Below are 21,099 nucleotides of genomic sequence, written 5' to 3'. Positions count from 1 at the left end.
CCGGGCCTCCCCGGACGTCACCTGCGGGCCACCCCACGTTCACCGAGGAGGCCTAGGTTCCCGGCTCGTGACTCCTCGTCGAACCCTCGTCCTCGGCACCCGCGCCCTCCTGGTCGGCGGCCTCACGCTGGCCGGTGCCGCGACCGCCGCCCCGGCCCAGGCCGCGCACCCCTTCGACCCCGCGAAGCAGACCTCGATCTCGCTGCGCGTCTACACCGAGAAGGTCTCGCCCATCGGCACCGCCGGCGGAGTGCGGGTCAGCGGCGACGGCTTCGGCTCGGCCGTCGCCCCCGTGCCCGGGCACAAGAACCAGGTGTACGGCCTGACCGACCGTGGCCCGAACGTCGACGGCCCGAACGACAGCAAGATCGAGCCGTTCCCGGACTTCACACCGGCCATCGGCCGGTTCACGCTGAAGGACGGCAAAGCGAGGCTGACCAAGACGATCAAGCTCCGCGCGAAGGACGGCACCCCGTACAACGGCCAGGTCGACCCGCAGGCCTCGACCGGCGAGACGATCACCGACCTGGACGGGAAGGTCCTGCCGCCCTCGAGGTACGGGTACGACTCCGAGGGCCTCGTCGCGCTGAAGGACGGCACGTTCTGGGTGTCGGACGAGTACGGGCCGTTCATCACCCACTTCTCGAAGAAGGGACGCGCGATCGCGCGGCTGTCGCCCTTCGACGGCACCCTGCCGCGCGAGCTGGCGCTGCGGACGCCGAACCGCGGCATGGAGGGGCTGACCATCACCCCGGACGGGAAGACGCTGGTCGGCATTATGCAGTCCGCCCTCACCCAGGCCGACGCGGGCAAGCCGAAGTCGGTCGCGGTCACGCGCATCGTCACGGTGGACCTCAAGACCAAGAAGACGCACGAGTACGCGTACGTCCTCGACAACCCCAAGGAGCTCGGCACCGCCGTGAGCGAGATCGGCGCGCTCTCGGCGACCCGCTTCGTCGTGGACGAGCGCGACGGTGAGTTCGGTCCCGGGGCGGTCAAGAAGCTCTACGAGGTCGACCTCGCGCCGGCGACCGACGTCGGCCCGCGCACCACCGCCGGCGCGTACGACGCGACGACCGGCGTCCGCCTCGGCGGGAAAAGCCTCGAGGCGGTCGCGGGCACCGGCGACGTCGCGGCGACGACGACCGCGCTGACCGCCGCCGGCGTGACGCCGGTGTCCAAGAAGCTCTACCTGGACCTCGGGGCGCTCACCGCCGCCACCGCACCGGGCGGGACGTTCTTCGACCACGACAAGATCGAGGGCGTGGCCGTGCTCGACGGCGGTCGCAAGATCATCGTCTCCAACGACAGCGACTTCGGGATCTCGGACAGCACGGGCGACGCGGCCCCCTTCGGGCTGGTGGCCAAGAAGCGTCCCGACGGGACCGTCGACACCGGCGAGTTCCTGGTCATCGAGCGGCACTGACCGCCAGGCGGTCGAGCAGCAGGCGCAGCGGCGCCCACTGCTCGCGCCCGAGCCGGGTGACCGCGTAGGCGGTCATCGTCACGGGCGGGTCGTCCAGCGCGAGTAGGCGGGTCCCGGGCGCCGAAGGGCGCCCGGACGGCAACAGCCCGATCCCCCGCCCCGCGACGATCAGGTCCTCGACCAGGTCGAGGCTGTCGATGCGGTGGGTGATCCGCGGGGTGAAGCCGGCCAGCGCACCGAGCGTGCCCACCGCCCGTTCGTCGGCGGTGTTGCGCGAGTTGACGATCCAGTCGTGCCCGGACCACCGCCTCAGGTCGCGGACGGGTGAGTCGGGGTCTGCACCGCTGGCGTCGGCCGGCACGGCCAGCCCCCACGCCGTCGTCCAGAGCGGGACCGCCCTCATCGTGCTCGGCAGCGGCGCCGGGGCCAGGTTGTAGTCGTAGGTCAGCGCGAGGTCCAGGTCGTCCTCGGCCAGCAGCCCGAGCGCCTCGAGCGGCTCGTGCTCCCGGACGAGGACCCGCACCTGCGGGTGGCTCGCCTCCAGCTCGGCCATGACCGGCAGCAGGCGGCTCCGGACGGCGGTCGCGAACCCGCCGACCCGCAGCGTGCCGGACGGCTCCGCCTCCGGGTCGAGGTCGGCCCGGGCCGTGTCGACTGCGGCCAGGATGGTCACGGCGTGGTCGGCCAGGCGCAGGCCGGCCGGGGTGAGGCGTACGCGGCGCCCGTCCGGCTCCACGAGCGGTGCGCCGACCTCCCGGGCCAGGGCGGCCACCTGCTGCGAGACCGTCGACGTCGTCAGCCCGTGGGTCTCGGCCACGGCCCGCATGGAGCCGAGCCGCGACAGCTCGAACAGGAGTCGGAGTCGCCGCAGGTCCATGCGGCCATTGTTCATGGAACGTGAACGGTGGGTCCGGCTCAACCACGTGGACGCGAAGGGTGCCCCCCGTCTTGACTGGGGTCGTGAGCACCACCACCTCGTACGCCGTCGCCGGCCGGACACGTTCCGGGGCGGCGATGGCGACCACCTCCATGCTCTGCGTCCAGGTCGGTCTCGCGGTGTCGGTGACCCTGATCGACCGGGTTGGTGCCGAGGGTGCGGCGTGGCTCCGGCTGGTCTGGGCGGGGGCCCTGTTCCTGGTGATCGGCCGGCCCTGGCGGCTGCGGCTCAGCCGTTCCGCCCTGGGCGCGACGGTCCTCCTCGGGGTCGCGACCGCGTCCGTCACCCTGCTCTTCATGGCCGCCGTCGCCCGGCTCCCGCTGGGCACCGCGAGCGCCCTCGAGTTCCTGGGGCCCCTCGGCGTGGCGGTCGCGCGCGGACGCGGGACGGGTCGGTTCGTCTGGCCGCTGTTCGCCGCCGTCGGCGTGCTCCTGCTGACCGAGCCCTGGGCCGGGACTGCGGACCCGGTCGGCGTGGGCTTCGCCCTCGCGGCGGCGTGCTGCTGGGCCGCGTACATCCTCCTCACCCAGCGGGTCGGCGACCAGGTGCAGGGGCTGGCCGGCCTCTCGGTCTCGATGCCGGTGGCCGCCCTCGTGGCGACGGTGACCGTCGGCCCCTCGGTGTTCGGTCGGATGACGCCCGAGCTGCTGCTGGCCGGCCTCGGCCTGGCGGTCCTGCTGCCGGTCGTGCCCTTCAGCCTGGAGATGCTCGCGCTGAGGCGCCTCAGCACCGCGGCGTTCGGCACCCTGATGTGCCTCGAACCGGCCTTCGCGCTCCTCGTCGGCCTCGTCCTGCTCGACCAGGTCCCCCGGCCGCTGGCCGTGGTGGGGATCGCCTTCGTCATCGTCGCCGGGGTAGGCGCCGAGCGGACCGGCGCGCGTGACGTCATCACGCCGGAGGCCGCCGTCAGCACCTAAGTCCGCGGCACACCTTGCTCCTCCGGGCACACCCTGCTCTCCTCGGCACACCCTGCAGGGTGTGCCGACCTGAGGACGGTGTGCCGGCAGAAGCAGGGTGTGCCGGCCGGGCCTGACGTCAGCGGAGGCCGCTCCTCGCGAACCCCTGGACGAAGTAGCGCTGGAAAACCAGGAACAGCACGACCATCGGCGTGACGTTGATCAGCGCGAACGCCATCGTCGCCCCGTAGTCCGGCCCGAACTGCCCCTGCAGGTAGAGCAGGCCGATCGGCAGGGTGAAGAGCCGGTTGTCCTGCAGCGCCACGAGCGGCCAGGCGAAGTCGTTCCAGGTGCTCAGCAGGCTCATGAAGAACAGCACCGCGACGAGCGGCTTGGACATCGGCAGGACGATCCGGGTGAACACGCGGAAGTAGCCCGCCCCGTCGATCCGGGCGGCCTCGATCAGGTCGCGCGGGATGGCGAGGATGAACTGCCGCGCCAGGAACAGCCCGAACGCCGACGCCGCGGTCGGCAGGATCACGGCCCAGTAGCTGCCGTACAAGCCCAGCACCGTGACCAGCCGGAACAGCGCGACCATGATCACCTGCACCGGCAGGGTCAGCGTCGCGAGCGCCGTGAGGAACAGCGCGTTGGACCCGCGGAACCGCAGCTGCGCGAACGCGTAGCCGCCCAGCAGGTTCACCACCACGGTGATGATCGCCGTGGTCAGCGCGATGGCGACGGAGTTGCCGAACCACGTCGCGACCGGGAAGGCCGAGAGCACGCGGGCGAAGTTCTCGGTCGTGAGCGCCCGCGGCCAGAGCCGGACGGCCGACCCCAGCAGCTCGGACCGGCTCGACAGCGCGACGACGACCATCCAGTAGAGCGGGAAGATCACCACCAGCGAGACGACGACCGCCGCGAGGAGCCGGACGACGTACGGGCCCCGCCGCGTGCGCGTCATCCGCCCACCTCGTCGCGGCTGCGGTTGGTCCGCCACTGCACGAGCGTGAAGGCCATCGCGAGCACGAGCAGCACCATCCCGATCGCCGCCGCGTAGCCCTGGTCGCGGGTGTCGAATCCGGTCTCGTACGCGTACGTCACGAGGACCGACGTGGCGTTGCGCGGCCCGCCGCCGGTGAGCACGAAGACGATGTCGAAGACCTGGAACGAGTAGATGACGTTCAAGATCAGCAGGAAGAACGTCGACGCCCCGAGCAGCGGCACGGTCAGGTGCCGGAACTGCTGCCAGCGGCCCGCGCCGTCGAGCACGGCCGCCTCGTACAGGTCGGGCCCGATCCCCTGCAGGCCAGCGAGGTAGATCAGCATGTTGAAGCCGACCCGCCACCACAGCGTCACCAGGACCACCGAGGAGAAGGCGGCCCCGCTCCCCGACTGCCAGGACACGGCGGGCAGCCCGACCGACTGCAGCAGCTTGTCGAGCACGCCGCTGTTCTCGTCGAAGACCAGGACGCCGAGCAGCGCGGTCGCCACCCCGGAGATCGCCATCGGCAGGATCAGCACCGACCGGAACACGCCCCGCGCCGGCAGCACCGAGTTGAGCAGCACGGCCGCACCGAGGCCGAGGGCCATCGACAGCGGCGTGACGAGCACCGTGAACGCCGTCGTGTTGATCAACGAGCGCCAGAAGAGCCCGTCGCCCAGCAGCCGGGCGTAGTTGTCGAGCCCGGCGAACGTCCCCGACCCGAAGCCGTCGGTGCGCTGCAGGCTGATCACGAACGCGCCGACGAGCGGCACGAACACGAAGAGCCCGAGCAGCAGCAGGTTGGGCGCGAGCAGCACGTACGCCGCCCGCGCCTCGCCGCGGATGTGGCGGGGGCGCGCTCGGGTCCCTCCTCGAGCCGCTGCTCGGCTCGCGGCCTGGGTCACTGCGCGCCGGTGGCCGCGGCGATGCCCTTGGTCAGCCCGGCGATGGTCGCCTCGGTGCTCTGCCCGCCGACGAACGCCTGCTCGAGCTGGTCCTTGAACACGGTGATGATCTTGCTCATCACCGGCGAGGCGACCTGGCCGGAGTCGCTCGCCCGCACCTGCGCGGCCTGGCCGAGGAAGACAGGGGTCGTCTCCGGACGGACGGTGAAGCTGATGCCGTTCTCGACGAGGTCCGCGCGGGTCGGCAGCAGCGACGCCGCGGTGCAGAAGCTCTTCATCGATTCGGACTCGGTGACGAAGTCGAGGAACTTCGCGGCGAGCGCAGGATCCTTCGCCTTCGCCGTGGCCACGAGCGCGTTGCCGCCGAAGTCGCTGCCCGCCCGGACGTTGCGCGGCGCGAAGGTCGTGCCCCACTCGAAGTCGGCCGTCTTGTCGGCGTCCGGGACCATGAACGCGCCGCCCCAGACCATCGCCGCGGTCTGGGAGTACCAGGTGTCGGCCGCGTACGTCGTGGACTTCACCGAGTCGTTCGCCGGGACCAGCTTGTCGGTGAAGAAGCGCTTGCTGAAGTCGATCGCCGCGCGACCCGCGTCGGAGTCGATGGCCGGGGTCTTCAGGTCCTCGCCCAGGAACCGGCCGTCAGCCTGGAAGAGCAGGCTCAGCCAGCGCGTGACCCCGTTGCCCTGCCAGTTGTAGGCCATCGGGAACTTCGAGCCCGGCAGCGAGCTGCGCAGCTTTCCGGCGACGTCCAGCAGCTGCGGCCACGTCCAGGCCTGGCCGACCTCGGTCGGCACGGACGTGACGCCCGCCGCGTCGAGGAGCGTCTTGTTGTAGAGGATCACCGAGGTGTCGGTGTGGTGCGGGACGCCGTACGGCTTGCCCGCGTTCTGCACCGCGGCCCAGGCCTGCGGGGTGAAGCGGTCGGCGAACCCGGCGGGCAGGTGCGGCGTGAGGTCGAGCAGCTGGCCGGCGCCCGCGTAGCTGCCGAACGTGTAGTACGGCACCCGGAACACGTCCGGCGGGTTGCCCGCCTGGATCTGCGCGTCGATGTTGGAGAACATCTGCTCGTACGGCACCGCGTTGAGGTTGATGGTGGTGCCGGCGTTGGCCTGCTGGAACCGGGCGATGACGTCCCGGAGCCCGGCGAGCTCGGCGTCGGTGCCCCAGGTCGTGAAGCTCAGCGTGCCCGCCTGCTGGCTGGGCTGGGAGCCGGCGGGGGCGAAACCGCCGCAGGCGGCGAGCGCCAGGGGCGCCGTGAGCGCCGCGGAACCGGCGAGGAAACGTCGACGCGAGAAGTCCATGAGCGGTGATTCTCGGGCACGGGCCGTTCCGGTTGCGGGGCCACCTACCCGGAATCCGCCAGCCGCGCCCTCAGCGTCGGCCACGCACGGGCGAAGCCGCGGTGCAGCAGGCGCCGGTCGACCTCGTCGACCGCCACCCAGCCGAGGGCCTCCGACTCCTGCTCGACCACGAGGGTCACGTCGGCGACGAGCTCGCTCAGTACCGTGGTGTAGCTCCAGCCGCCGCGGTCGTCGACGTACGGGTCGTCGAGCAGGCGGACGGCGTCGGCGGGCAGCCCGGTCTCCTCGTGGGCCTAGCGCAGCGCGGCGGCCACCGCGTCCTCGTGGCTGTCGCGGGCACCGCCGGGGATGCCCCAGGTCCCGCCGTCGGCGGTCCAGGCCGCCCGGTGCTGCAGCAGGACGAGCGGAGCGCCCGGCTCCCGCCGGTCGACGACGAGCAGGCCGGCGGCGCCGAAGAGGCCCCAGTGCCGCTGGCCCTGGGCGTCCACGACCCAGCCGTTGCCGTCGTGGAGCATCAGCGCCTCGCCCCGGACGTCACAGGCCACGTCACCGCTCGCCTCACAGGGCGCCGACCATCGTCTCCTGGGCGAAGCCGAGCCAGTCGTAGACGCTGACCATGTAGCTGCGGGGGTCGGACTCGTCGAGGTCGGCCAGCTGCTCGGCCGACTCCGCGTCGGTGACGCCGAGCCGCGTCGCGACCGCGATGCGGACGGTGGTGAGGGTGCGCAACCAGGCCTCGACGTGCTCGGGCGCGACCCGCAGGTCGGTGCTGCCCGCCCGGGTGGCGTCGAGGTCCTCCAGCACCACGCCCGCGTCGGTGACCTTCGTCGTCCGCAGCCCGCGCTCGGTGAAGCGGCGGAAGTCCGACGACGCGTCGGCGTCGTGGGGGTAGGCGTTCGGGAACATCCGGCGCAGCACCGGGTCGTCCGACACCTCGGGCTCGTCCGGGTCGACCTGGAGCCCGGCCGTCAGCGCCTCGAAGGGGTCGGCCGACGGGTCGGGGGTGGCGAAGCCCTCGGGCTCGCCGTCGGACACAAGCTCCACGACCTGGCGGACCAGCGAGGTGAGCAGCTCGACCTCGTACGGGCTGAGACCCGTGGTCAGGACGCCGCGCCTGCGGACGAACTTCTTCATGTCAGCGTCACCGGCTCAGTCGTCGGACTTGTCGAGCGTCGCCCACAACCCGTACTCGTGCATGGCGGTGACGTCACGCTCCATGGCCTCGCGGCTCCCGCTGCTCACCACGGCCTTGCCCTCGTTGTGCACCTGCATCATCAGCCGCTCGGACTTGGCCTTGGCGTAGTGGAAGTAGGTCGAGAAGACGTGCGCCACGTACGACATGAGGTTGACGGGGTCGTCCCACACGATCGTCACCCAGGGGACGTCGGGGACGACCTGCTCGAGCGGACGCTCGGCGACCGCCGTGCCCCCGGCAGGCGTCACCGCGGGCGATCCGGTCTCCGACACGGTCCCCATGATGTCAGGCCGTCCTCGTACGCTGACGCGCGTGACCGACGGCGCAGCCAGCACGACCCCGCCCGGACCCGCAGCCGGACCGGCGGCCGCGCTGGACGGCGAGGCGCGCCGCGCGCGCTTCGGCCCCCGCGAGGCGCCGACGACCGCGCTGCTCACCGACCAGTACGAGCTGACGATGCTGCGCTCGGCCCTGCAGGCGGGGACTGCGGAGCGCCACTCGGTCTTCGAGCTCTTCGGACGGCGGCTGCCGGACGGTCGCCGCTACGGCGTCGTGGCCGGCGTCGGGCGGGCCCTCCGGGCGCTGCGGCAGTTCCGCTTCGACGACGAGTCGCTCACCTTCCTCACCGAGAACGACGTCGTCGACGACCGCACGGCCACGTGGCTGGCCGGCTTCGCGTTCCGCGGACAGGTCTGGGGCTACCCCGAGGGCGAGATCTACTTCCCCGGCTCGCCGCTGCTCGTCGTCGAGGGCACCTTCGCGGAGTGCTGCGTGCTGGAGACCCTGCTGCTCAGCATCTACAACCACGACTCCGCGATCGCCTCGGCCGCCTCGCGGATGACGCTGGCCGCCGACGGGCGCCCCTGCGTCGAGATGGGGTCGCGGCGCACCCACGAGCTGGCCGCCGTGGCGGCGGCACGGGCGGCGTACGTGGCGGGCTTCGACGCCACGTCCAACCTCGAGGCCGGACGTCGCTACGGGGTGCCGACCACGGGGACGGCCGCGCACTCCTTCACCCTGCTGCACCGCGACGAGCGGGAGGCCTTCACCGCCCAGCTCGCGGCGCTCGGCGAGGGCACGACCCTGCTGGTCGACACCTACGACGTCGAGAACGCCGTCCGGACCGGTGTCGAGCTCACCGGCGGACGGCTCGGCGCGGTCCGGCTCGACTCCGGCGACCTGTCGGTGCTCGCGGTCCGCGTCCGGGGCCTGCTCGACTCTCTCGGCGCGACGAGCACCCGCATCGTGGTGACGAGCGACCTCGACGAGAACGCGATCGCCTCGCTGTCGGGCGCCCCGGTCGACAGCTACGGCGTGGGCACGGCCCTGGTCACCGGCAGCGGCCACCCGACCTCCGGCTTCGTCTACAAGCTCGTGGCCCGGGCCGACTCCGACGACCCGGACGCACCGCTGGTCGCCGTGGCGAAGAAGAGCCAGGACAAGGTGTCGGTCGGCGGCCGCAAGTGGGCGCTGCGTCGCATCGACGCGAACGGGGTCGCCGAGGCCGAGGAGATCGGGGTGGGCGAGCCGCCGGTCGACGACGGCAACGACCGGGCCCTGCTCGTGCCCCTGGTCGTGGACGGCGAGATCGTCGGCGAGGAACCGCTCGCCGCGGCCCGCGCGCGGCACGCCGCCGCCCGGGCGGAGCTGCCGATCGAGGCCCGCAAGCTGTCCAAGGGCGAGGCCGTCATCCCGACCCGCTGGAGCGGGGCCGCGGCCCCGGTCGTCAACCCCTACGCCCCGGAGGGGGACCGCGCGTGAGCACCGGGAGCACCACCTCGACCAGCAGCACCCCGACCGGCAGCACCCGTACGGCGCTGGTCGTCGTCGACGTGCAGCGCGACTTCTGCGAGGGCGGGTCGCTGGCCGTGGCCGGCGGGCTGGCCGTCGCCGCCGGGGTCAAGGAGCTGCTGGCCGGGGACCACGGCTACGACGCCGTCGTCGCGACCCGGGACCACCACATCGACCCCGCCGGGCACTTCTCCGACCACCCCGACTTCGTCGACACCTGGCCGCCCCACTGCGTGGTCGGCACCGACGGGGTCGAGTTCACCGACCCGCTCGCCACCGGTGACTTCGACGCCGTCTTCGACAAGGGCGAGTACACCGCCGCCTACTCCGGCTTCGAGGGACGGGCCGCCGACGGTGCCGGTCTCGCCGCCTGGCTGCGGGCGCACGACATCGACCGCGTCGACGTCTGCGGCATCGCCACCGACTTCTGCGTCCGGGCGACCGCGCTCGACGCCGCCCGCGAGGGCTTCTCGCCCACGGTGCTCTCCGCCCTGGTCGCCGCCGTGGCGCCCGAGCGGGTCGAGGACACGTACGCGGCCTGGCGAGCGGCGGGCGTCGGCACCCGCGAGGGCTGAGCCGTGCGGGTCGCCCACGCGGAGGGCCGGGCCGCGTTCCTCGAGGCACTCGACGGCTTCCTCGCCGCGGCGGAACCGCTCGACGACCACGCGCTCCTCGCGGCGTCGGGCTGCTGGGGCTGGTCGGTCGTCGACGTGGTGACCCACGTCCGGCTCGGGCTGGAGGAAGTCGCCGTCGCCCTGCTCGAGGTGGGCCGGACCGACCGGGCGCCCGACCTCGACGCCGCGACCTACTGGGGCAGCCTGCCGTCGGTCGGCCGCGCCGACGAGATCGCCGGGCTGCTGGCGATCCGCCGGCTCGCGTCCGCCACCCGGGCCCCGACCGGAGCCGTCGCGCCGCTGCGCACGGTGACCGCCGCGCTGTCGTCGGCGGTGGGTCGGCTGGACGACGGGGTGCTCGCCTTCCAGGCCGGGGTGCTCACCACCGGCGACCTCTGCGCCACCTGGGCGGTCGAGCTCGCCGTGCACCAGCTCGACCTGGCCCGGGAGCTCGACGTCCCCCCGCCCAGCGCCCTGGCCCTCGGGCTGGCCCGACGTACGGTCGAGGCGTCTGCCGCCGCCGGGCTGCCGCGGCCCGAGTTCGCCGGACGGGTGCCCGTCCGGTGACCAGGGACCTGTGAACCTCAGCCCCGTGACCCCCGAGAGGACCTGACCCGTGGAGATCGACCCGAAGCGACGCGCGGAGCTGGGCCAGTACGGCCGGCTCTGGCTCCTGGCGCTGCCCTGCGCGGCGGCGGGGGCGTACGTGGTGTCGCGGACCGACGACCTCGTGCTGGGGGTGCTGGCGTTCCTCGTCGCCCTGGCCGTGCTGGGCCCGTTCCTGTGGGTCTACGAGCGTCGCCGCAAGCGGCGGGACCAGGCTCCCCCGGCCCGACGTCCGTAGGGTTCCGGGCATGGACGTCTTCCGCTCGCTGCTGCACGTCGCCCCCGCCACCGGCACCGCCGTGGACGCGGCGACCTACCGGGCCCTGCTCGACCGCAGCGACGGCTGGGCCGTCGGCCCGCTGGTCGTGGGCGACGAGCGGCTCGCCGGCCTCGACCCCGACGTCGCGGTCAACGTCCTGACCAGCGGCGGCGCGGGCAGCGTGGCCGCCCTCGCCCGCCGGGCGGACGGGCTGCGGCTCGTCGCGGTGGAGACGGTGCTGCGCGACCTCGACGACCTGGCCGGCAACGCGGCCCGGGTGGTCGCGGCGGCGGCCGGGCTGCCGGACGGCGTAGAGGTGCTGGTCGGCCTCCCGGCCGGCGCCGGGCTGGTCGACGCGGTCGAGGTCGTGGAGGCCGCGGGCCTGCACGGCCGGCTCGACCTGACGGGTCACCGCGGTGCGGCCGAGCAGATGTCCGTGCTCGTCGAGGCCGACCTGCCCTTCAAGGCGACCGGTCTCGGCGCCGAGACCTTCGGCCCGTACGGCGTGGTCGCGGTCCTGATGGCCGTCGAGGCGCTCGTCGACGGCGCGGAGGCCGAGGACGCCGAGCAGCTCCTCGCCCAGCCCGACGAGACCCGCTCGCGCCTCGCGCTCGCCGCGTGGGACGACGCCACCCAGGCCCGGATCCGCCGCCGCCTGCGCGGGGTCGACGACGCCGACGTCGCGGCGACGCTGGACCGGCTCGCCGCCGCCGACCTGCTCTGAGCCACGCCGACCACTTCGTGGCCCTTCGACAGGCTCAGGGAGCGCTCTCCAGCGAGGCCGCCGACCTGCTCAGCCGCCCTGGCGCGTCCGGATCACCTGGGTGCGGGCGGCGAGGTCGTGCAGGGTCTGACGCTTCGGGTGCCACAGCGGCAGCAGGACGTCGGCGACGGTGAGGATGCGCAGGCTGAGCGCGCCGGGCAGCACCCAGAGCAGAGCGCGGACGACCACCGTCGACCACCCCAGCCGGGCCGTGGACCGGCCCTCGTCGACCGGGACCACCTTCAGCCCGCAGGCCAGCAGCCCGAGCGTCGCGCCGCGGGTCCGCAGGAACGGCAGGTGGTAGGCCATGCCGATCGCGAAGGTCACGGCCGTCACGAGCAGCTGGTCCGTGCCCGTCATCATGGCGGCGAAGTTCGGCGTCGCCGGCGGGGGCGCACCCGCCTGCGCGGCGGCCAGCGCGGCGTTCCAGAACGTGCGAACGGCACCGAGCAGGTCGCGGTAGAAGGGCAGCGTGAGCAGCCCGGACACCGTCCCGACGAGCGCGGCGTCGATCAGCCCGGCGAGCGCACGCCACCACCAGCCGGCCAGGGGCACGCCGTCCGCGGTCCGGGCCGCCTGCCGGGAGGCGGGCTGCTGCGCGCCCCCGTAGTACGCCGGCTGTCCCCCGTACGGCGTGGGCTGGCTCCCGTACGGCGTGGGCTGGCTCCCGTACGGATCGGGCTGGCTGCCGTACGGCGTGGTCTGCCCCCCGTACGGTCCGGGCGGTGCGGCGGGCGCACCGGGCGCCTGCCGGTAGGCCGGGGGGACCTCGGAGTCGCGCGTGTTCCGCGACCACTGCCAGCCGTCCCAGTAGCGCTCGCGGGCGAGGTCGAGCGGATCGGGGTACCAGCCGCCGGGAGCCGCGTGGCGGCCGGGAGGAGCCGGCGGTGAGCCCACCGGGATGTCAGACATGGGCGTCATCCTAGTTTCCGGGTCGGTCGGTCCCCGATTCCAACCAGGTGGGCACGCGACCCGCCCGAATTAGCCCCGGTACCGATCCGATAACAAAGACTCGGGCAACACGCGCAACGGTCTGGTCACAGCCGGTCCGGTCGGATATACCTAGACCCAGCAAGGGCAGCCGGTGACGGCCTGCGGAGCGACGTGTACTGATCAGCGTGAGATCGGGACGGGACGACGGGTCGGGCGCGAGGCGCCGGGACCCGGGCGGACCGGCCTGGACGGACGCGGGCGGGCCCGGGCTCTGAGGCGCGCGGGCTGTCGCTCCGCGTCGGAGCCGGTCCCTCGGACCGGCCTCCGGGCGGGATCTCCGTCCGTTGTTCCAGAGAAAGAGTTCCCAGATGCGCTTGACGTCCAAGCTGGTCGCCGCCGTGGGCCTGTCCACCGTGCTCGCCGCGACCGCCGCGTGCAGCGGCGCCGGCGGTGCCGGTGGAGTCGGAGGGGGTGGCGGTGGAGCGAGCGACAACTCCATCAACGTCCTCATGGTCAACAACCCCCAGATGCTCGCGCTGCAGAAGCACATCGGCGAGTTCACCAAGCAGTCCGGGATCACGGTGAACTTCACCGTCAAGCCCGAGAACGACATGCGCAACCAGGCCGCGCAGGAGTTCGCCAACCAGTCCGGCCAGTTCGACGTCGCGACGCTGTCGAACTTCGAGGTGCCGATCTACTCCAAGAACGGCTGGCTGACGCCGCTCGACGACATCCCCGCCTACAAGGCCGACACCACGTTCGACCAGGCCGACATCTTCCCGTCGATGACGAAGTCGCTGACGGGTCCGGACGGCAAGCTCTACGGCGAGCCGTTCTACGGCGAGTCGTCCTTCCTGATGTACCGCAAGGACATCGCGGAGAAGGTCGGCGTCAAGTTCAACGAGACCCCGACCTGGGACGAGGTCGCGGCCGCCGCGGCCAAGATGGACGGCGCCGAGTCCGGCATGAAGGGCATCTGCCTGCGCGGCCTGCCCGGCTGGGGCGAGGTCTTCGCCCCGCTGACCACCGTGGTCAACACCTTCGGCGGCACCTGGTTCGACAAGGACTGGAACGCCCAGGTCAACGCGCAGCCGTTCAAGGACGCGACGACCTTCTACACCGACCTCGTGAAGGCCCACGGCGAGGCGGGTGCGGCGCAGGCCGGCTTCGCCGAGTGCCTGACGGCGACCACGCAGAGCAAGACGGCGATGTGGTACGACGCCACCTCCGCCGCCGGCTCGCTCGAGGCGCCGGACTCCCCGGTCAAGGGCAAGATGGGCTACGTCCAGGCCCCGGTCAAGGAGACCAAGGCCTCCGGCTGGCTGTACGCCTGGTCGTGGATGATCGAGAAGAAGAGCACCAAGGCCGACAACGCCTGGAAGTTCATCTCCTGGGCGTCGGGCAAGGACTACGAGAACCTCGTGGGCCAGCAGGACGGCTGGGCCACGGTGCCCGCGGGCAAGCGTGAGTCGACCTACGCCAACGCCGACTACATCAAGGCGGCCGGTGCCTTCGCCGAGCCGACCAAGACGGCGATCGAGTCCGCCGACCCGACGAACCCCGGCGTCCAGCCGCGGCCCACGGTCGGCATCCAGTTCGTCGACATCCCCGAGTTCACCGACTTCGCCACCAAGATCAGCCAGGACATCTCCGGCGTGATCGCGGGCAAGACGACCGTGGACGAGGCGCTCGACAACGGCCAGAAGCTCGCGCAGGCCGCGGGCGACAAGTACAAGGGCAAGTAGCCCTCTCCGAGGTCGGGTCGCACCTCCGCTGGTCTCGACCAGCGGGGTGCGGCCCGGCCTCGACCCACTTCCGGACGTCCCCGGCCCCGCGCCGGGGACGGGTCACCGGACACCTCAGACCCTGAAGCACACGCGAGGAGCAGCGCATGGCCACCGCCACCGCCACACCGCCCGACCAGACGGCGCCGGCCCCGAAGAAGACCAAGGTCCCCGAGCGCAGCTTCGGCGAGCGCTGGGGCGACAAGAAGGGCTGGGCGCGGCGCGTGCCGCTGCTGCCGGCCCTCGCGTTCATCGTGATCATGACGCAGCTGCCGTTCGTGGCGACGATCCTGGTGTCGTTCACCAACTGGAACGCGAACTACCCCGACGAGATCAAGTTCGGCACGCTGCAGAACTTCGTCACCGTCTTCACCGACGCGGGCCTGCGCCAGAGCGTCTTCTTCACCATCCTGCTGACCGTCACGGTCGTGCTGGTCTCGCTCGCCTTCGGCCTCGGGATCGCGCTGCTCCTCAACCGGAACTTCATCGGCCGCGGCGCCGTGCGCACGATGATGATCGCGCCGTTCCTGGTGGTCCCGGTGGCCGCGGCCCTGCTGTGGAAGCACGCGATGTACAACCCGGAGTACGGCCTCTTCAACGGTCTGCTCACCCAGGTCTTCGGCGCGAGCGCCCCGCAGCCGGACTGGATCACCGACTTCCCCCGCCTCGCGATCATGGGCGAGCTGATCTGGCAGTGGACCCCGTTCATGACCCTGATCCTGCTGGCCGGGCTGCAGTCCCGGCCCGGCGACGTCATGGAGGCCGCGCAGGTCGACGGGGCGAACGCCTGGCAGACCTTCGCGAACATGACCATGCCGCACATGCGCCGCTACCTCGAGCTGGCCGGCCTGCTCGGCACGATCTACATCATCCAGCAGTTCGACTCGGTCTTCACCCTGACCGCCGGTGCGTACGGCACCGCGAACCTGCCGTACACGATCTACCAGACGCTCTACAACGCCCAGGACTACGGCCTGGCCTCGGCCCAGGGCGTGATCGTCGTGATCGGCACGATCATCATCGCGACCTTCGCCCTGCGCACCGTGTCCAGCCTGTTCGAGGAAGGGAACTGACATGACGACCGCATTGGCCGCCAACCCGTCGAAGACGGCCGCCGAGAAGCGTGCGTCGAACGCCCGCGTCCGCAACAACCGCCGCGGCAGCAAGGGCGGCATCTTCCTCGGCCTGCTCGCCTGGGTCATCGGGATCATCTTCGTGTTCCCGGTCTTCTACATGCTGCTGACCAGCCTGCACTCGGAGTTCGACGCGGCGACGAACCCGCCGAGCTTCTTCGCCCCGCTCACCCTCGACGGCTACCGCGAGTTCTTCGGCGCGTCCTCGGGTGCCAGCCCCTGGCCGCCGCTGATCAACTCCGCGACCGCCTCGATCGTCTCGACGATCGTGGTCATCCTGCTCGCCATCCCGGCCGCGTACGCGCTGTCGGTGAAGCCGGTCGAGAAGTGGACCGACGTCATGTTCTTCTTCCTGTCGACCAAGTTCCTGCCCGCGGTCGCCGGCCTGCTGCCGCTCTACATCATCGCCAAGACGATCGGCGTGCTCGACAACATCAACTTCATCGTCATCCTCTACACGGCGATGAACCTGCCGATCGCGGTGTGGATGCTCCGCTCGTTCCTGGCCGACATCCCGGTCGAGCTGTTCGAGGCGGCCTCCATCGACGGCGCCGGGCTCATCCGCACACTGCGCAGCATCATCGTCCCGATCATCTCCCCCGGGATCGCGGCCACCGCGCTGATCTGCTTCATCTTCAGCTGGAACGAGCTGCTGCTGGCCAACACCCTGACCAGCATCGTGGCCCAGACGGCCCCGGTCTTCCTGACCAGCTTCGTCACCTCGCAGGGCCTGTTCCTGGCCAAGGTCTGCGCGGCCGCCACCGCCGTGTCGCTGCCCGTCCTGATCGCCGGCTTCGCCGCCCAGGACAAGCTCGTGCAGGGCCTGTCGCTCGGGGCGGTCAAGTGAGCCCGGAGCAGTCCGCCCCGGTCGCGCTGAATGCGAAGACCGTCGGCTCGCTCGACGTCCCCGGACCCACGTACGACCGCAGCCAGGTCACGACGGGCATCGTCCACTTCGGCGTCGGCGGCTTCCACCGCGCGCACCAGGCGATGTACCTGGACCAGCTGATGAACTCCGGGCTTGGCCTCGACTTCGGCATCTGCGGCGTCGGCGTCATGCCGTTCGACCTCAGGATGCGCGACGCGCTGGTGTCGCAGGACTGCCTCTACACGCTCGTGCTCAAGGCACCCGACGGCACGTGGACCCCCCGCGTCATCGGCTCGATCGTGGAGTACCTCTACGCCCCGGACGACCCCGAGGCGGTCATCGAGAAGATGGCCGACCCGGCCACCCGGATCGTCTCCCTGACGGTCACCGAGGGCGGGTACAACTTCTCCCCCGTGACGGGCAGGTTCGACGCCGAGAACCCGCGGGTCAAGGCCGACCTCGAGCCGGGAGCCGTCCCGGCGACGGTCTTCGGCCTGGTCGTCGAGGCGCTGGTCCGTCGGCGGGACCGCGGCGTCGTGCCGTTCACGATCATGTCCTGCGACAACATCCAGGGCAACGGCCACATCGCGGCGGAGGTGTTCACCGCGTACGCCCGGCTCAAGGGCGAGGCGTCGGGGGACGCCGGGCTGGGTGACTGGATCACCGCCAACGTGGCGTTCCCGAACTCGATGGTCGACCGGATCACCCCGGTGACCACCGACGAGGACCGGGCGCAGGTGGCCGAGCGCTTCGGCATCACCGACGCCTGGCCGGTGGTCTGCGAGCCGTTCACGCAGTGGGTGCTCGAGGAGCACTTCACCGACGGCCGGCCGCCGTACGACGAGGTCGGGGTCGAGGTCGTGCCCGACGTCGAGCCGTACGAGCTGATGAAGCTGCGCCTGCTCAACGCCAGCCACCAGGCGCTGTGCTACTTCGGCTACCTCGCGGGCTACCGCCTGGTGCACGAGGTCTGCCAGGACCCGCTGTTCGCGACGTTCCTGCTCGACTACATGAACCGGGAGGCGACGCCGACGCTGCAGCCGGTGCCCGGCGTCGACCTGGAGGCCTACAAGCCGCAGCTGATCGAGCGCTTCTCCAACGCCGGGGTGCGCGACACCGTCGCCCGCCTGTGCGCGGAGAGCTCCGACCGCATCCCGAAGTGGCTCGTCCCCGTCATCGCCGAGAACATCGCCGCCGGTCGCGAGGTGACCCTGTCGGCCGCGATCGTGGCCAGCTGGGCGCGCTACGACGAGGCCGTCGACGAGCAGGGCGAGCCGATCGAGGTCGTCGACCAGCTGGCCGACCAGCTCAAGGCGCTGGCGGCCCGCCAGTCCGAGGAGCCGCTGGCCTTCGTCCAGAACACCGACCTCTTCGGCGACCTGGCCGAGCAGGAGGCGTTCACGAAGCCGTACCTGGCAACGCTCGCCTCGCTCCACGAGCGCGGTTCGCGGGCGACCCTCGAGGACCTGGTCGCGTCCGCGCGCTGAGCCTCGCGCCGGCGCTCCCCTAGGAGCGCCGGTGCGTCGCCCAGCCCCGGATCGTGGCGATGCGCCGCTCCAGGTCGTCCGCGGAGGCGACGGCGGTGGGCGGGCCCCCGCAGGTCGTGCGCAGCTCGGCGTGGATCACGCCGTGCGGGCTGCTCGTGCGGTGGTGCCAGGCGGCGACGAGGCCGTTCAGCTCGCGCCGCAGCTCCTTGAGGCGCTCCGCCGTCGTCGCGTCGGGCACGGCGGAGGGGCGTACGGTCCCCCGCGACTGGGAGTCCTGGTGGCGCCGCAGCAGGTCCTTGACCTGGTCGGGCTCCAGCAGTCCGGGCAGCCCGAGGTAGTCCTGCTCCTCCGCGCTGCCGCTCTGCGCGGCCATGCCGAACTCGCCCCCGTCGAAGACGACCCGGTCGAAGTCGGCCTCGCTGGCGAGCGCCGCGAAGCCCCCGCCCTCCGGGCGGTCCTCCTCGGTCAGCGTCCGCTCGGCCTCGGCCAGCAGGCTGTCGTCCAGCCCGTCGTCGTCCTTCCCGGCCGGGGCGCGGAGCACGTGGTCGCGCTCGCGTTCCATCTCGGCGGCGTGCAGCAGCAGGTGCGGCACGCTCGGGACGAAGACCGACGCCGTCTCGCCGCGCTTGCGGGCCCGGACGAAGCGGCCCACGGCCTGGGCGAAGAACAGCGGGGTCGACGTCGAGGTCGCATAGACCCCGACCGACAGCCGGGGCACGTCGACGCCCTCCGACACCATCCGGACGGCGACCATCCACCGGGCGTCGGAGTCGGCGAACGCCTGGATCCGCTTGCTCGAGCCGGGCTCGTCGCTCAGCACGAGGACGGGTTTGGTGCCGCTGATCTCGGTCAGCAGCTCCGCGTACGCGCGCGCGACGGTCTGGTCGGTCGCGATGACCAGCCCGCCCGCGTCCGGCACGTGCGCCCGGACCTCGGTGAGCCGGGTGTCGGCCGCCCGGAGCACGGCGGGCATCCAGGAGCCGTGCGGGTCGAGCGCGGTCCGCAGGGCCTGGCCGGCGAGGTCGCGGGTCATCGGCCCGCCGAGCCGGGCGCTGACCTCGTCGCCGGCGCTGGTGCGCCAGCTCAGGTCGCCGGAGTAGGCCATGAACAGGACCGGCCGGACGATGCCGTCGGTGAGGGCCGCCGCGTAGCCGTACGCGTAGTCGGCGCGCGAGCGCAGACCCCCCGCCGAGTCGGCCTCGTAGCGGACGAACGGGATCGGGTTCGTGTCGGAGCGGAACGGCGTCCCGGTCAGCATCAGGCGGCGCGTGGCCGGCTCGAACGCCTCGCGCACGGCCTCGCCCCAGCTGAGTGCGTCGCCCGCGTGGTGCACCTCGTCGAGGATGACCAGGGTCTTGAAGCCCTCGACCCGGATGCGGAGGGCGAGCGGGTTGGCCGCGACGGCCGCGTACGTGAGGGCGATCCCGACGAAGTCGCGCGACGCCTTGCCCTGCCGGACGCCGTACTCGGGGTCGATGGCGAGGTGGATGCGTTCCGCGGCCTGGGCCCACTGCACCTTGAGGTGCTCGGTCGGCGCCACGACGACGACCCGGTCGACGCGGCGGCGGGCCAGCAGGTTGGACGCGACCGCGAGGGCGAAGGAGGTCTTGCCCGCGCCGGGCGTGGCGACGGTGAGGAAGTCGCGCGGCTCGTCGGCGAAGTACTGCTCCAGCGCCGCCGTCTGCCAGGCGCGCAGGGCACCGGCGGTCCCCCACGCCGCCCGGCCCGGGAAGGCTGGGGGCAGCCCGGTGGGGCTGAGCTCGGGCTGGGACATCCGACGAAGTTTAGGTGGAGATCTAGTCGGTCGGGTCGCTGACCGGCCCGACGCGCAGGGACGCGAGCATGCCCAGCACGGCCACCACGCTCATGCTCAGGAGCACGGCGCCGAAGGTGGTCGCGAGGTTCCCGGTCGGGTGCAGGAAGCCGAAGATCGTCCCGGCCAGGCCGACGAAGATGCTCGACCCGAGCGCGTCGCCGAGGTTGAGCGAGGAGCCGTTGCGGCCCTGGGCGTCCTCGGGCGAGAGCGTGATCGTGGCCAGCGAGGTGCTCGCCGTGGCGAAGCCCATGCCCAGGCCCGCGAACACCCAGGCCACGGCGATGAGCGCGTACGGGAGGGTCGGCACGAGGGCGATCACGCCCGCGAGGGCGAGGCCGATCGCCACGTTCAGGCAGCCGATGGTGATGAGCTGGTCACGGCGCAGCGGGAGCCGGCGGTTGGCCTGCAGGAACGACCCCGTCGTCCAGCCGATCGCGCCGACGGTGAGCGTCCCCCCGGCGAGCAGCAGCGGGACGTGGCGCTGCTCGACGAGCATCAGCGGCAGGAACGCCTCACCGCCGAAGTACGCGCCCGGCAGCAGGCTGCGCGCCAGCACCACGCTGGAGAGGCCGCGGCCCAGCCGCAGGAACCCGGCCGGCATCAGCCGGGGCAGACCGAGCCCGAGCAGCCCGAGGGCCACGACGAGCAGCAGCACGGACCACCAGTCGAGCCGCTGGCCCGCCGTCTGAAGCGCGGCCGCGTCGACCGCGACCGCGAGGGCCGCCCAGATCGGCGCGGGGCGCAGGCCCGACCCCTCGCCCTCGGCCACCTCCGGCATCGGGATGCGCATCATCACGCGCAGGGTCGGCAGCACCATCGCGCCACCGATGACGGCGAGCGGGAGGTCGGCGAAGAACACCCAGTGCCAGGAGAGGTGGGAGGTCAGCCAGGCCGACACGGGCGGGCCGACGAAGGACGGCAGCACCCAGGCGGTGGAGATGAAGGTGAACAGGCGCGGTCGCTGGGCCGGGCGGTAGGCCTTGGCCACCATGACGAACATCGCGGTGTTGAGCGCTCCGCCGCCCAGGCCCTGGACGAACCGGCCACCCACGAGCTGGAGCATCGTCGTGGCCGTGCCGGCGACGACGAGGCCCACGGCGAAGACGCCGAGCCCGACCAGCATCGGGCGGGACGGCCCGAGCCGGTCGCAGATCCGCCCGGTGATGACGGTCGACAGCAGCATGCCGATGACGAAGAGGGAGAACGCCCAGGCGTAGTAGCGGATCCCGTTCAGGTCCTGCGCCGCGACCGGCATGGCCGTCGCGACCGCGATCGCCTCGAAGGCGATGGACACGGTGAGGGTGCAGAGCCCGATCGTCAGCCGGCGCTGCGACAGCGGCAGCGGCGACCCCAGCTCTGCGGGCATCGTCTCGGGCTGGCTCACTGGGCCAAGTTCACCA

The 21,099-nt window shown here is 72.3% G+C and carries 20 protein-coding genes and 1 pseudogene; 11 read left to right on the top strand and 10 right to left on the bottom strand.

What is annotated here, in order from left to right; translation table 11 throughout:
* The first annotated feature begins 67 nt into the window (after positions 1-67).
* Positions 68-1,426, top strand: coding sequence for an esterase-like activity of phytase family protein (locus FHX39_RS04095; protein ID WP_183336915.1), 1,359 nt, complete (start codon positions 68-70; stop codon positions 1,424-1,426).
* Here the strand turns inward: FHX39_RS04095 and FHX39_RS04090 are convergent.
* On the bottom strand, positions 1,410-2,303 hold the full coding sequence (locus FHX39_RS04090) for a LysR family transcriptional regulator (RefSeq protein WP_183336914.1): 894 nt from the start codon (positions 2,301-2,303) through the stop codon (positions 1,410-1,412). The genes FHX39_RS04095 and FHX39_RS04090 overlap by 17 nt on opposite strands.
* Positions 2,304-2,386: 83 nt before the next feature.
* Here FHX39_RS04090 and FHX39_RS04085 point away from each other — a divergent pair, with 83 nt between their 5' ends.
* Complete coding sequence (locus tag FHX39_RS04085) at positions 2,387-3,280, top strand: EamA family transporter (RefSeq protein ID WP_332836657.1); 894 nt, start codon at positions 2,387-2,389, stop codon at positions 3,278-3,280.
* Between the two features lie 118 nt (positions 3,281-3,398).
* Here the strand turns inward: FHX39_RS04085 and FHX39_RS04080 are convergent, their stop codons facing one another.
* The 6 genes and pseudogenes from FHX39_RS04080 to clpS all read right to left on the bottom strand — a co-directional run bounded on the left by FHX39_RS04080 (position 3,399) and on the right by clpS (position 7,917).
* Positions 3,399-4,223 carry a carbohydrate ABC transporter permease gene (locus FHX39_RS04080; protein ID WP_183336913.1) on the bottom strand — a complete coding sequence of 275 codons (825 nt, stop codon included), beginning with the start codon at positions 4,221-4,223 and terminating at the stop codon, positions 3,399-3,401.
* Positions 4,220-5,149, bottom strand: coding sequence for a carbohydrate ABC transporter permease (locus tag FHX39_RS04075; RefSeq protein WP_198423255.1), 930 nt, complete (start codon positions 5,147-5,149; stop codon positions 4,220-4,222). Before FHX39_RS04075 ends, FHX39_RS04080 begins: the two co-directional genes overlap by 4 nt.
* Positions 5,146-6,450, bottom strand: coding sequence for an ABC transporter substrate-binding protein (locus tag FHX39_RS04070; RefSeq protein ID WP_183336912.1), 1,305 nt, complete (start codon positions 6,448-6,450; stop codon positions 5,146-5,148). The genes FHX39_RS04075 and FHX39_RS04070 overlap by 4 nt, the downstream gene beginning before the upstream one ends.
* Positions 6,451-6,494: 44 nt before the next feature.
* Positions 6,495-6,965: pseudogene (locus FHX39_RS21990) on the bottom strand (NUDIX domain-containing protein).
* Positions 6,966-7,008: 43 nt separating this feature from the next.
* Complete coding sequence (locus FHX39_RS04060; RefSeq protein ID WP_183336911.1) at positions 7,009-7,584, bottom strand: DUF2017 domain-containing protein; 576 nt, start codon at positions 7,582-7,584, stop codon at positions 7,009-7,011.
* Between the two features lie 15 nt (positions 7,585-7,599).
* On the bottom strand, positions 7,600-7,917 hold the full coding sequence (clpS, locus tag FHX39_RS04055) for an ATP-dependent Clp protease adapter ClpS (protein WP_332836656.1): 318 nt from the start codon (positions 7,915-7,917) through the stop codon (positions 7,600-7,602).
* Positions 7,918-8,017: 100 nt separating this feature from the next.
* Here clpS and FHX39_RS04050 point away from each other — a divergent pair, with 100 nt between their 5' ends.
* The 5 genes from FHX39_RS04050 to FHX39_RS04030 are packed head-to-tail and all read left to right on the top strand — an operon-like array spanning position 8,018 to position 11,639.
* The gene (locus FHX39_RS04050) at positions 8,018-9,406 is read left to right on the top strand and encodes a nicotinate phosphoribosyltransferase (protein ID WP_269778588.1); all 1,389 of its coding nucleotides are present in this window, start codon (positions 8,018-8,020) and stop codon (positions 9,404-9,406) included.
* The gene (locus FHX39_RS04045; RefSeq protein WP_183336908.1) at positions 9,403-10,011 is read left to right on the top strand and encodes an isochorismatase family protein; all 609 of its coding nucleotides are present in this window, start codon (positions 9,403-9,405) and stop codon (positions 10,009-10,011) included. Before FHX39_RS04050 ends, FHX39_RS04045 begins: the two co-directional genes overlap by 4 nt.
* A gap of 3 nt (positions 10,012-10,014) precedes the next feature.
* On the top strand, positions 10,015-10,617 hold the full coding sequence (locus tag FHX39_RS04040) for a maleylpyruvate isomerase N-terminal domain-containing protein (RefSeq protein ID WP_183336907.1): 603 nt from the start codon (positions 10,015-10,017) through the stop codon (positions 10,615-10,617).
* 49 nt (positions 10,618-10,666) lie between these two features.
* Complete coding sequence (locus FHX39_RS04035) at positions 10,667-10,894, top strand: hypothetical protein (RefSeq protein ID WP_183336906.1); 228 nt, start codon at positions 10,667-10,669, stop codon at positions 10,892-10,894.
* A 10-nt stretch (positions 10,895-10,904) separates the two neighbouring features.
* A complete protein-coding gene (locus FHX39_RS04030; protein WP_183336905.1) occupies positions 10,905-11,639 on the top strand; it encodes a hypothetical protein in 735 nt (244 codons plus the stop codon).
* A gap of 69 nt (positions 11,640-11,708) precedes the next feature.
* On the opposite strand, the gene FHX39_RS04025 is transcribed toward FHX39_RS04030, so the two are convergent.
* Complete coding sequence (locus FHX39_RS04025) at positions 11,709-12,590, bottom strand: RDD family protein (protein WP_183336904.1); 882 nt, start codon at positions 12,588-12,590, stop codon at positions 11,709-11,711.
* A gap of 389 nt (positions 12,591-12,979) precedes the next feature.
* On the opposite strand from FHX39_RS04025, the gene FHX39_RS04020 reads away from it, so the two are divergent.
* From FHX39_RS04020 to FHX39_RS04005, 4 genes are all read left to right on the top strand, one after another.
* On the top strand, positions 12,980-14,356 hold the full coding sequence (locus FHX39_RS04020) for an extracellular solute-binding protein (RefSeq protein ID WP_183336903.1): 1,377 nt from the start codon (positions 12,980-12,982) through the stop codon (positions 14,354-14,356).
* 146 nt (positions 14,357-14,502) lie between these two features.
* A complete protein-coding gene (locus tag FHX39_RS04015; RefSeq protein WP_183336902.1) occupies positions 14,503-15,468 on the top strand; it encodes a carbohydrate ABC transporter permease in 966 nt (321 codons plus the stop codon).
* Between the two features lies 1 nt (position 15,469).
* Positions 15,470-16,375 (top strand): carbohydrate ABC transporter permease, encoded by a 906-nt coding sequence (locus FHX39_RS04010; RefSeq protein WP_183336901.1) that lies wholly within the window; start codon positions 15,470-15,472, stop codon positions 16,373-16,375.
* Positions 16,372-17,883 (top strand): mannitol dehydrogenase family protein, encoded by a 1,512-nt coding sequence (locus FHX39_RS04005; protein ID WP_183336900.1) that lies wholly within the window; start codon positions 16,372-16,374, stop codon positions 17,881-17,883. The genes FHX39_RS04010 and FHX39_RS04005 overlap by 4 nt, the downstream gene beginning before the upstream one ends.
* A 19-nt stretch (positions 17,884-17,902) precedes the next feature.
* Here FHX39_RS04005 and FHX39_RS04000 read toward each other — a convergent pair whose 3' ends face one another.
* Entirely contained in the window at positions 17,903-19,657 is a 1,755-nt protein-coding gene (locus FHX39_RS04000; protein WP_183336899.1) for a DEAD/DEAH box helicase, read from the bottom strand.
* 22 nt (positions 19,658-19,679) lie between these two features.
* Positions 19,680-21,083 (bottom strand): MFS transporter, encoded by a 1,404-nt coding sequence (locus FHX39_RS03995; RefSeq protein WP_183336898.1) that lies wholly within the window; start codon positions 21,081-21,083, stop codon positions 19,680-19,682.
* Between the last annotated feature and the right edge of the window lie 16 nt (positions 21,084-21,099).

Origin of the sequence: Microlunatus antarcticus, assembly GCF_014193425.1 — a bacterium.
Lineage (GTDB): Bacteria > Actinomycetota > Actinomycetes > Propionibacteriales > Propionibacteriaceae > Microlunatus > Microlunatus antarcticus.
The sequence above is the reverse complement of the archived record's forward strand: the minus strand, read 5'-3'. Positions and strand labels throughout refer to the sequence as shown.